Annotated in this window: 10 protein-coding genes; 6 read left to right on the forward strand and 4 right to left on the reverse strand. The window is 67.2% G+C overall.

The genetic code is table 11. The features are described 5' to 3' along the window. Nucleotides 1–39: 39 nt before the first annotated feature. Together FB390_RS29650 and FB390_RS29655 are read right to left on the reverse strand one after the other, a co-directional pair. On the reverse strand, nt 40–783 hold the full coding sequence (locus FB390_RS29650; RefSeq protein ID WP_141812514.1) for a DUF4191 domain-containing protein: 744 nt from the start codon (nt 781–783) through the stop codon (nt 40–42). 56 nt (nt 784–839) lie between these two features. Further along, entirely contained in the window at nt 840–3,041 is a 2,202-nt protein-coding gene (locus tag FB390_RS29655) for an elongation factor G-like protein EF-G2 (RefSeq protein WP_141812515.1), read from the reverse strand. A 266-nt stretch (nt 3,042–3,307) separates the two neighbouring features. Between FB390_RS29655 and FB390_RS29660 the strand changes: the two genes are divergently transcribed. The 4 genes from FB390_RS29660 (at nt 3,308) to FB390_RS29675 (ending at nt 7,198) form a co-directional block, all read left to right on the forward strand. Next, nucleotides 3,308–3,883: a YbaB/EbfC family nucleoid-associated protein gene (locus FB390_RS29660; protein WP_141812516.1), complete on the forward strand. Its 576-nt coding sequence runs from the start codon at nt 3,308–3,310 to the stop codon at nt 3,881–3,883. Nucleotides 3,884–3,885: 2 nt separating this feature from the next. Beyond that, nucleotides 3,886–4,233 carry a type VII secretion target gene (locus tag FB390_RS29665; RefSeq protein WP_141812517.1) on the forward strand — a complete coding sequence of 116 codons (348 nt, stop codon included), beginning with the start codon at nt 3,886–3,888 and terminating at the stop codon, nt 4,231–4,233. Then, entirely contained in the window at nt 4,230–5,126 is an 897-nt protein-coding gene (locus tag FB390_RS29670; RefSeq protein ID WP_141812518.1) for a hypothetical protein, read from the forward strand. The genes FB390_RS29665 and FB390_RS29670 overlap by 4 nt, the downstream gene beginning before the upstream one ends. A 218-nt stretch (nt 5,127–5,344) precedes the next feature. Beyond that, a complete protein-coding gene (locus FB390_RS29675; RefSeq protein ID WP_141812519.1) occupies nt 5,345–7,198 on the forward strand; it encodes a vWA domain-containing protein in 1,854 nt (617 codons plus the stop codon). An 85-nt stretch (nt 7,199–7,283) separates the two neighbouring features. Here FB390_RS29675 and FB390_RS29680 read toward each other — a convergent pair whose 3' ends face one another. Then, a complete protein-coding gene (locus FB390_RS29680) occupies nt 7,284–7,733 on the reverse strand; it encodes a hypothetical protein (protein WP_141812520.1) in 450 nt (149 codons plus the stop codon). Nucleotides 7,734–8,009: 276 nt separating this feature from the next. Here FB390_RS29680 and FB390_RS29685 point away from each other — a divergent pair, with 276 nt between their 5' ends. Beyond that, nucleotides 8,010–9,455 (forward strand): NERD domain-containing protein, encoded by a 1,446-nt coding sequence (locus FB390_RS29685; protein WP_141812521.1) that lies wholly within the window; start codon nt 8,010–8,012, stop codon nt 9,453–9,455. Nucleotides 9,456–9,495: 40 nt separating this feature from the next. Here FB390_RS29685 and FB390_RS29690 read toward each other — a convergent pair whose 3' ends face one another. After that, nucleotides 9,496–9,981, reverse strand: a complete 486-nt coding sequence (locus FB390_RS29690; protein WP_246124460.1) for a hypothetical protein — start codon at nt 9,979–9,981, stop codon at nt 9,496–9,498. A 464-nt stretch (nt 9,982–10,445) separates the two neighbouring features. Between FB390_RS29690 and FB390_RS29695 the strand changes: the two genes are divergently transcribed. Then, nucleotides 10,446–11,375 carry an AAA family ATPase gene (locus FB390_RS29695; protein ID WP_141812522.1) on the forward strand — a complete coding sequence of 310 codons (930 nt, stop codon included), beginning with the start codon at nt 10,446–10,448 and terminating at the stop codon, nt 11,373–11,375. The last annotated feature ends 78 nt before the right edge of the window (nt 11,376–11,453 follow it).

The raw sequence follows: 11,453 nt of genomic DNA on the forward strand, positions 1-11,453 counted from the left end.
GTCCCAAATCGTGGGACACGGGCCTCTCGAAATCCGAACTCAGCGCCTGCGAATGGTGCGCTGCACCCCGCGCATCTTGGCGCCCGCGGGCATCGGACCCTTGGGCAGCGCGGGCCCGCTGCGCGAGCTGAGGGCGGCGAGCCGGCCTTCGATGTTGTCGATGCGCTTGGTGTCGATGTTGCGGGGCAGCTTGGTCAGGTAGCGCTGGAGTTCCTTCAGCGGGACCTGACCCTCCTCGTTGCCGATGATGACGTCGTAGATCGGGGTGTCGCCGATGAGCCGCGCGGTGCGCTTCTTCTCCTGGGCGAGCAGCGCCTTGAGCCGCTGCGGCGAACCCTCGCCGACGAAGATCACGCCGGGCAGGCCGATCACGCGGTGCACCGCGTCCAGCTGCGTGGTCGCGGCGACGCCGTTGCTGACCCGCCACTTGCCCTGCAGGTTCTCGAGCACCCAAGCGGCCGCACCCGCTTGACCCTCGGCCTTGGCGTACACGTTCTTCTGCACGCGACGTCCGAAGAGGATGAACGCCACCAGCACGCCGAGCAGGATGCCGACCGGAAGCAGGAACCACTGCAGATCGAAGATCAGGCCGATCACCAGGAACAGCACGGTGATGCCGAGCACCGCGCCGATCATCAGGGGCAGCAGGAGCTTGTCTTCCTTGCGCTGCATCTGGAACGCCTGCCAGAGCTGCTGGCGCCGCTCCTTCGACGCCTGCTTGCGCGCCGCCTTCGCCGCGGCCTTCGCTTCCTTCGACGGAGTCCCGCCCTTGCCTGCTGCCATGTGTTTCAGAATAGTGGCCGCCGAGCTGAACATTTGCGCCGGGACGGCGGTCGGATTCAGCCCTTGCCGTTTTCCCGGAGCGCCGCCGCGATCTGCGACGGCATCGGCTCGTGCCGAGCGTAGGTCCGGCTGAAATCCCCGGTCCCGTGCGACAGCGAACGCAAGTCGATCGCGTAGCGGCTGAGTTCCAATTCCGGCACTTCGGCGCGGATCCTGGTGCGACCGGTCCCGTGCGGTTCCGTGCCGAGCACCCGTCCGCGACGGCTCGACAGATCGCTCAACACCGGCCCGAGGTAGTCGTCGGAGACCACCACCCAGACCTCGGCGAACGGCTCCAGCAGATCGATGCCCGCGACGGCCGCCGCCTCGCGCAACGCCAGCGCGCCCGCGGTTTGGAACGCGGCGTCGGACGAGTCGACCGAATGCGCCTTGCCGTCGAACAGCGTGACCCGCACGTCCACCAGCGGGTACCCCGCGGCCACCCCGCGCGCCGCCTGCGCGCGCACGCCCTTCTCCACCGAAGGGATGAACTGGCGCGGCACCACGCCGCCGACCACCTTGTCCACGAACTCGATCCCCGAACCACCGGGCAGCGGCTCCACCTCGATCTCGCACACCGCGTACTGCCCGTGCCCGCCGGACTGCTTCACGTGCCTGCCGCGCGCCTGCGCCTTGCCCGCGAACGTCTCGCGCAGCGCGACCTTGTGATCGACGGTGTCCACCTGCACCCCGAACCGGGTGCGCAGCCGCTCCAGCGCGACATCGCGATGCGCCTCGCCGAGACACCACAGCACCAATTGGTGTGTCTGGCTGTTGTTTTCGACGCGCAGGGCGGGGTCCTCCGCCGCAAGCCGCGCGAGTCCCTGTGAGAGCTTGTCCTCGTCGGCCTTGCTGTGCGCGCGAATCGCGATGGGCAGCAACGGATCCGGCATCGGCCACGGTTCGATGACCAGCGGCTTGCCGGTGCCGGAGAGGGTGTCGCCGGTCTCCGCGTGACCGAGCTTGGTGACGCACGCGATGTCGCCCGCGATGGCCTCACCGAGCGGGCGCTGCTGCTTGCCGAAGGGCGCCGTCACCGCGCCGACGCGCTCGTCCACGTCGTGGTCCGGATGCCCGCGTTCGGCCAGACCGTGCCCGCAGACGTGCACGGTGTCGTCGGCGTGCAGGGTGCCGGAGAAGATGCGCACCAACGAGATCCGGCCGACGTACGGGTCCGACGCGGTGCGGATGACCTCCGCGGCCAGCGCGCCGTTCGGGTCGCACGCCAACGGAGTCGGCGCGGCGCCGTTGGTCGCGGGAGCCGCCGAGACGGTGTGCTCGGTCGGGGCCGGGAAACCGCCGGTGATCAGATCGAGCAACTCCATCGTGCCCAGGCCCTGCCGCGCGCCCTCCGGCGCGGGCGCGCCGAACAGCACCGGGTGGAAGCTGCCGCGGGCCACCGCACGCTCCAGATCGGAGACCAGCGTGTCGAGCTCGATGTCCTCGCCGCCGAGGTAGCGCTCCATGAGCGACTCGTCCTCGCTCTCGGCGATGATGCCCTCGATGAGCCGATTGCGCGCCTCGTCCAGTTCCTCGGCCTGTTCCGCCGACGGTTCGCCGCGCACTCCTTCACCCGACGCGTAGTCGGCCACGCAGTTCGGCAGCAGCTCGATCATTCCCGTGACCGGCCGATGACCGTCCGCGCCGCGCGGTCCGTACACCGGCAGATGCAGCGGCAGGATGTTCTCCGACGCCCCGCCGCCGAGCACGTCACGGCACGTCTGCACCATCTCGTCGAAGTCCGCCCGCGCGGTGTCCAGGTGCGTGATGACGATCGCCCGCGGCATGCCGACGGCCGCGCACTCCTCCCACAGCGCGCGCGTCGCACCGCTCACCCCCTCCGCGCCCTCGGCCGCCGAGATGACGAACAACGCCGCGTCCGCCGCGCGCAACCCCGCCCGCAACTCGCCGACGAAATCCGCGTATCCCGGCGTGTCCACCAGGTTGACCTTCATCTCCTGCCACGCCACCGGCACCACCGACACCTGCACCGACCGGTGCTGCCGATGTTCGATCTCGTCGTAGTCCGACAGCGACGTGCCGTCCTCCACCCGCCCCGCGCGATTCACCGCGCCTGCCGTCAGCGCCATCGCCTCGACGAGCGTCGTCTTCCCCGCCCCGCTGTGACCGACCAGGACCACATTTCGAATGCGTTCCGGCCGATCCACCGTCACCACTCTGCCGTTGCCTCCGGCAGGTCCACTCGATTTGTCCACCATGTGTCACGCTTCCTCGCCTCGACACCGCGGTTGTATCGAGCTTCCCACCATCGGGAGGTGTGCGTCCACGAATCGGGGGAGAAGAGGGGAGGAGCTGGGTCGGAGGTCCGTGGGCTTGCGCTCGGCGAACGAGATCGTCCGGGACTGCGGAACTCGATGGAACCGATCGAGCGGCGGTCGCGTCAGAGGAAGAAGGTGACACGACTGCGGAGACCGTACTCGCACGCCACCGAGAGCAGCGTCGGGTAGTCGAGAAGGAGGGGTTGATGGCGGTATTCGATCCGAGCCGAGCCGGGGAGGATCTCGTGCGCATGGCGGCCGATTTCGAGCGTCAGGCCGGGCGGTTCGAGCAATTACGCGGCCGGGTGGCGGCACTCGCGGTCACCGAGACCAGTCGCGATCGGCGAATCGGTGTGACCGTGGACAGCAACGGCGTCACGACGGACATCACCCTGGCCGCGAGCACCCGCGGCATGGATCCCGCGGCGATTACGGCCGAGATCATGTCGTGTCTTCATCGGGCACTGGCGAGGTTGCGCACACAGGTGACGGAGGCCGTGCACGAGGTCGTGGGTGATGATCCGGCGGGTACGGCGATCACCGATCAGTACGCGCGGCGCTTCCCCGACGTCGCTGCCGCCGACACCCAGACACCGAACTACATACCGCCCGCGTATCCGCCGTCACAACCTGTGCCGCCGCAGCCGCCCGCGAGTGCCGCGCCGTGGGAAATGAGCGTCGCACCGCCGCGCGGCCGCAAACCCGACCGCGACCAGGTGGTCACCCCGGCGGAGCCGGACGAAGACGACGAGTACTACAACCGCAAGACTTGGCTGGTGTGATCATGGGCAATCCTGATGCGATCTCGGTGGATTCCGACGAAGTGCTCGAGCACGCGAAAACGGTGAAACAACTCATGGGCAGCCTGGACATGTCGCTCGAGGCCGCCACCTACCTCGGCAACGCCGACGACGGATACGGCGCTATACCAAGGCCGTTCGTGAAGATGGTGCTCGAGGACAATCACCGCAACGCCATCGAGGTGATCCGCAAGCTGGCCGAGGACGTCGCGGTGCTGCCCGACAAGCTCCGAATCGTCGCGGAGACATTCCAAGACCAGGACGGCTCCTTCGGAAAGTCGCTGGACGAGCTGCGCGAGACGATCGCCGCCGCGAACGGGGGACAGAAGTGAGCACCACTATCGGCGACTGGCTCAACGAGCACACTGCCGGCTTCGACGATCAGCCGAAGCCCGACAACCCGTTGATCGCCGAAGGTACCGACTATCGCGAGGAGTACTTCCAGGAGGACGTCTTCTGGCTGTCGAACGTCGGTTTGGAGAAAGACGAGGAAACCGGCGTTCCCGGCGTCCTGGACGGAACCATCGCCGGTGACGCCTGGGAGGCGTACTCCAATCTCCGCAACGGCGATACGTTCAGCGCCATCACCGGCGGCATCTCCGCCGGTGTGACAGTGGCCGACGCGTTCTACGACCCCTTCGGTTTCGTTGGCGATCAGATCGCCGGATGGATGCTCACCCACTGCGAGCCCTATCGGAAGATCCTGGACGCGTTGGCGGGCAACGACGAAATGGTCGGCGCATACGCCGAGACCTGGAGCAACATCGCCCAAGAGCTCACCACCATGAGCCAGGACTGGAAGAAGGGCGTCGAGAAGGACATCGCCACGTGGACCGGCAGCGCGGGTGACGCCTACCGGAACCGCGCCACCGCTCTTATCGACCAGATCCTCGGCGCGGGAGGCGTCGCGGCTAGTCTCGGCGAGACGATGAAGACAGCCTCCGAAATCGTCAAAGCGTTCCGAAAGATGATCCAGGACATCTGCACGAGCCTGGCCGGCGCGTTGATCGGCTACACCATCGAATTGGCACTCACGTTGGGCGCGGGCTCCTTTCACGTCATCTCCGCGGTGATGGCACGGTTCGCCCGCGACAGCATCAAGATCTCCACATTGCTCGCCGACATGGCGAAGGCCTTCTACGACCTGAACACGCTCAGCCAAGCCGTCACCGGGGTGATCAACGCACTGCTCGGACAGGAGAACCAGCCGCAACAGCCCGCGTAGTAGTCGCTTCGAGCGAGTCGCGTTCCGGGCTCGACTGGCTTCGCTCGAGCCGGCTGGTCACCGCGGCCTTCATCGGGTCGATGCTCACCGGGATCGTGCTCGACGTCCTCGATCGACGGCGGATTGTGGCTCGAGCCACCGGTTTTGGGGGTGGAGGGTGGAGTCGCCGTATCGGTAACGTCTGTCCGGTTTCATCCTGGTAGACGAAGTCGAGGACAATGTCGAGATACCGAACACTGACCGCGGCACTGACCGCCGCGGCGCTCACCTTTCTACCTGCGGCGCTACCGGCCGTCGCGCATGCCGAACCCGGGCAGTACGCCCCGACCATGCTCATCCTGGACGCGTCCGGGTCGATGCAACGACCCGATCAGGGCGCCACGATGATGGATTCCGCCAAGCGGGCCGTGCGCACCTTCATCGAGTCGGCGCCCGCCGAGGCGAAGGTCGGGCTCACCACCTACGGCACAGGCACCAGCAACGAGGAGGCCGACAAGGCGGCGGGCTGCCGCGACGTCCAGATCCTGCGGCAGCCGAGCACCATCGACAAGTCCGCTCTCACCAGCGCCGTCGACGGTATCCAGCCCCGCGGCTGGACGCCCATGGGCACCGCGCTGCGTCAAGCCGCCGATGCCCTGCCGTCCTCGGGGCCGCGCTCGATCGTGCTCGTGTCCGACGGTGACGACACCTGCGCGCCGCCCGACCCGTGCGAGGTCGCCAAGGAGCTGAAGCAGAAGGGTGTCGACCTCGTCGTCCACTCGATCGGTTTCGCCGTCGACGACAAGGCGCGGGCCCAGCTCACCTGCATGGCCCAGGCGACCGGCGGCAGCTACAGCGACGCCGCCGACGGCGCCGCGCTGGAACGCATTCTGCCTCGGGTCAGTTCGGCGGCCCTGCGCAACTACCGGGCCACCGGCACGCCGATCACCGGTACCGATGGCTACCAGACCGCGCCGGTCGCGAAGCCGGGTCAGTACCTCGACACCATCGGCCGGCACGAAAAGCGTTTCTACGCGGTGGATGTGCCCGCGGGCGCGACCGCCTACTTCACCGGCATCGTCTCGTTCCCGCGGACGACCGGCGTTTCCCTCACCGACGACATGGCTGTGCTGGAGTCGCGCGTCTACGGCCGCGACGGCACCGATTGCCACGTCACGGAACGGGAGCTGGAGACCAGCGCCAGCGACGGTGTCGCGCTGACCGTCAGCAGCACCTTCGAGGGTGCGGCCGCGGCGCCGTCCGGCGGCAGCTCGGACAACTGCAAGGGCGGCGGTCGGTACTACTACGAGCTGAACTGGGACGTCGTACCGCAGGGCGCACCCGCGCGGCTGCCGGTGGAGATTCTCGTCGGCATCGAACCCGGTGTCACCGATCCGGGGCCGTCGACGATCGGCGAGGCCACCACGTTCACCGATCCGGCCGGGGCCGTGCAACCGGTCAGCGGTGGCGGGTCGTTCACCGTCGCCTCGCCGCTCGAGGGCAGCGGCAAGTACACCGACACCGTGCAGTCCGGTGAGTACGTCTTCTACAAGGTGCGGCTGGACTGGGGCCAGGGCCTGGCCTACCGGGTGCGCTTCGGCGAGACGGGAGGGGCCGGGTACACCTCGGCCGCGAATGTCGAGACCACGCTGTACTCGCCGCTCGGCCGCCGGGTCGACTCCGACACCAGCGCATACACCGGACGGACGGCCACCGAGCTGAAACTAGCGACCGTGCCGATCCGCTACGCCAACCGGAACGCCAACGACTCCGAGGTGCAGCGTCAGTCGGTGGCGGGGTGGTACTACATCGCGGTCAAGGTGGGTCTGCCGTCCGGCGCGACGGCGATGCCGCCGACTCCGGTCGAGCTCGATTTGACCGTCGCGGGCACGCCGGAAGCGGGGCCGACCTATGTGACCGGCAGCGCCGATATCCTCGGCGAGCAGTCCGGGCCCGGCGCCGAGAAGCCGGTGGCCGTGAGCAGTTCGAGCTCGAACACGCCGCGGGCCCTCATCGTCGGCATCGGTGTCGGCGTGGTCGTTCTGATCGGTATCGGGATGGCTATCTGGTTCGTCGCCCGGCGCCGCGCCTGATCCGTCCCTGACCCGCTGGCATCCGATTTCCTTTGGGTGCCAGCGGGTTCGGTGCTTCCGGCTCCGCGGTGTGGTGCAATGCGTTTCAGGCCGAGATCGTTCCACTCCAGGACGTGAACGACCGTCCCTTCGTCTGACAGGTGAAGCTCCCGTGGAACCCGCTCTCACAGCGGGCGCCCGCGTACTCGATGTACGGGCCCCACTGGCCGTTCCCCGTCTTCACGTCGTTCAGCGACGGATTGCCACCGGGCAGCGTGTACGTCGCCCCGGCATCGAACATCGGATGCGCCGGCAGCCACGGCTGGTCGATCACGATCTCGTTCACCGTCAGCAGGAAGGGCAGGAAGCTGTACTGCAACCGCGTCGGCGACCCCAGATCGCAACCGACAGTGCCGTTGTCGTAGATCGCGCAGTTGGTACTGCCCGCGCTGAAGTACACCGGCCCCGGATCGGCTTGCGCGGTCGCCGCCACCACCACCGGCGCCACCGCGGCGGCCGCCGCGACCCCGGCGATCTTCCTCACCATGCGTTTCATACGTAGGTACTCCTCGGACTCGATGTGGCCGCACAGGTCGTTGAATCTGTCGAACTCGGGAAGGTATTCGTTTCAGTTGGCAGGGTCGGACCGGCCTGGTCGGACGTGAGCGATGTTGCCGAGGCAGCGCGGGCGTGTCCTGCCGACATGCCGCCATTGTCTGCCCTCGTGTCGCCAATCCCCTGTTCTTGCAGTGCCTTTCGATTCGCCGTGTGGCGCGGCGGCGAATAACGTTTGAACCGTCGATTGGTCTGGACGCGATGGAGGTGGCCGCCGATGTTGGTCATCGACGAACGAACGGCGATGCCGAAAACCGAGCAGCGTGTGCTCGAGTGGATTCGGACTTGGACGGGTCAGTACGTCATTGTCGGACTGGCCGTCTCGGGCTGCCCACTTCCGGAGGGCGATCACGATGACGGAGCGCTGGAAGCGGACCTGGTGGTGATCACGCCCCGCGCAGTGGTGGTTCTGGAGACCGTGGAGCTGGTTCCCGAGGCGAGTGCCGGAACACTCACCGTCGAGGCCGACGGCCGCTGGCGACTGTCGGGGTTCGATGGGGATCCGCTCCGAGACCAGGACACGAACCCGTTCGATCGAGTCACGAACAACGTCGCGAGCCTGAAGGCGGTCGTAGAGCTTCGCCATCCCGAAGCGTTCGTCGACGGGCTGGTCGTCGTCGTACCGCCGCGAGAATCCACCGTGGTGTTGGATGTCGAATCGCGGCCGCAGGGATGCGGTGTCGTGCTCGGCTCCACACCGAGCGAACTGCGTGCGTGGTTTCACCGCACGGCGGGCAGGCGGTTCGTGTGGACCGCCGAGGATGTCCACGCTTTGCTGACGGAGCTGAACGTCGGAGACTGGGTGCTACTGGAAGACCTTGTGGCCGAGGGTTTTCCGAAGGAGCGCAAGCAACTCCACGATGCGGTGTCGGATCGGCGGCCGAGGGAACAGCAACCGCCGTGGATCGAGCCCGACCCCGACGTCGACCCGATTCCGCAGCCGCGGAGGTCCGGAGGCGGCACCGGGCACGCGCCCTTGATCGAACCGGAGGACGTGGAACCGCCGGAAGACGAATTCGCCGAAGAGGCAGAGGTATCCGCGCCCGATGCCTCGTACGCGACGCACTCCGCGGTGGACCGGTCTGCGCGCTCCGACGAGGCGGAGATGCCCTCCTCGCCGGGGCCGGCGGTCCTGGTCGAGGACGCCCCGAATCCCGTGAGCGTCGACGTTCCCGCTCCCGTGCCGCCGGGCAGCGCCTCGGAACCGCAGTTCACAGACCGCTGGTCGTCCTGGGTACTGCCGCAAACGGAGACTCCTGCCCTGCCGCGTGCCACCGCCGCACCCCTCCGCAGCCGAATCTGGGCCACGCCGGAGATCGAGCCGAAACCGCTTCGCCGAGTCTCGACACCTACGCCGGAAGCTCGGCAGAGCGTGAGGTCCTTCGGGCGGACGATCTCTCCCGCGCGAACATTCGAATCCGTCAAGGGTTCCCTATCGCTCGACGGGCATCGCCTCCAGCAACTGGCCGCCTGCGCCGTCATCGCCGCGACTCTCTGCGCGGTCTGGCTCCTGGCCTCCACCTGCTCCGCGCGGACCGGAAACGCGGTCGAATCACCCCAGCCCGTTACACAGTCGGAAGTCGCCCCGCCGCCGCAAGTCGCCGAGCAGACGGGCGCGATGCCGGTGCCGACCTTGTGCCTCCCGTTCCCGCCGGACTGCTGAGGGGCCAAGATTCGCCAGCAAGCGCGGGGTTCAGTGACCCTCAACTTTCCGCGGCCGAAAGCACCACGCGATCGGCGGCGGGATCGTATTCGAGTATCGGAAACTCCCGAAACCCTTCCGCCGTCATGATCACAGGCTTGCCAAGCCGCCGCCCGACCGCACTCAGGAAATCGCACAGAATATCCAGCCGATCCTGCCCCTGAAGCTCCCTCAGATCGACGTCGAAGTCGATCTCCTCCGCCGAATACGCGCGAAAAATCGCCAACACATCAGGCACGGGCCTGACATACACCTCGACGCACTCGCCTTCGGCGGAACGCGAGAACACCTCGGCAGCCGAAGGAAACGGCAAGCGCGCGAACCCTTCCCGATATTCACACCCCCACCCACGCTCCCGAACCAGATCGAACAAGGACTGCCAATCCTCGACCGACGTCCCGGGCACATGGACATCCGGCAGAACCCCACCGTCCCGCGCGTCGAAGTGAGGCGCTACGTCCTCCCACGACAGATGCGTCGCACCCACGCAACCCCCAACCGACCTCATCGGCGTGACCTCCTGGACCGATGAAGCGGCACCCACCCGCCTTCTCTCTTGACCCGACACCCCACCTGCCGCCCCTTCCGCTGCGCCTCCCGGCGGTGGGCCCCACCAGCAGGAATATCCTCGCCCGCGTTGTCCCTGTCATTCCTCATGCTCAGGTTGGACGCACCAACCCGGCGTTGGGTTCCGTCTTCTGGCGGTTCGTTTTCTGGAGCGGAAGAACAGGGAGGCGCGCAGCACGCGTTGTCGCTGCGCATCGCGCCGACTGGACGAGTTCGTATTACTCGGCGAGGGGCGCTCCGGCGTAGCACCCGTCCGATCCGCCCCCGGATCGCACCGCTTCCTTCCGCCGGTTGAAGTGATATGCCCGAGGACGTGTTTCGGGCTTGCCGTCGATATGTGCTCTGGCAGACTTGTGCGGTGCTCGTCACGAGGGGGACCACACCATGGTGTTGACCGCGCGATTTCAGCCGGGAGCTTCCAGCCGTCCGTTCGTCGAGCGTTTGCCGGTTCTGACTCGATTCGACGAGCTGCTGGCCGAAGCCGCCGAACATCCTCGGGTAATGCTGCTCAGCGGTGTCGGGGGAATCGGCAAGTCACGGCTGATCACCGAGCTGCGAAAGCGGGTCGACAAGAAGCATCCCGCAGCGGTGCTCGATCTGCAGGTGCCGAGTCACCGTCAGGCTGCCGAAGGGCTTGCCGTCCTGCGCGTTCAGCTCGGCGCGCAGAAGATCAAGTTCCACCGGTTCGACATAGCGTGCGCGGTGTTGTGGCAGCGCATGCACCCGCATCTGCGCCTCACCTCCGACTCGCTCGCGCTCGCCCAACACAGCGAGATCCTTACCGAAATCCTCAACGACGCCACGGGGATTCCGGTTTTCGGCACCGCGACCCGGTTGCTCGATTCCGGCGCCCGGCGGGCTGTTCGCACGCACCGGATACGTCATGATCCGGTCCTCCAAGAGCTCGACCAGCTGAGTCTCGCGAGCCTGGAGCAAGCCGTTTCGTACCTGTTCGCGGAGGACCTGAAGGCCGGCACCCAGGGCAAGGAACCCTACGTCATCTTCTTGGACGCCTATGAAGCGTTGATGGGTGGCACCGATCGCGAGGGCCGCGCCGCGGCGTCCGATGCCTGGTTACGCGACGTAGTCGCGCAGCTGGACACCGGCCTGGTCGTGATCGCCAGCCGTGAGCCGTTGGGTTGGGAGCGCCACGATCCCGAGTGGACAGCCCGCGTGCGGACCGTGCGGGTCGACGATCTGCCCACCGACGCCCGATTCGAACTGCTCGACTCGTCGGGGATCGAGGGCTCCGCGGAGCGCGCGGCCATCGCGAGATCGAGTGCGGGAGTGCCGTTCTACCTGCACTACGCGTGATCGGCAGTCGGCGTCGATTGACTCCGGTTGTTGGCTGTTTGTCATGAATCTAGCAGTGCTGCAAGATTTTTCGTCTGG

It is taken from the genome of Nocardia bhagyanarayanae, assembly GCF_006716565.1.
Lineage (GTDB): Bacteria > Actinomycetota > Actinomycetes > Mycobacteriales > Mycobacteriaceae > Nocardia > Nocardia bhagyanarayanae.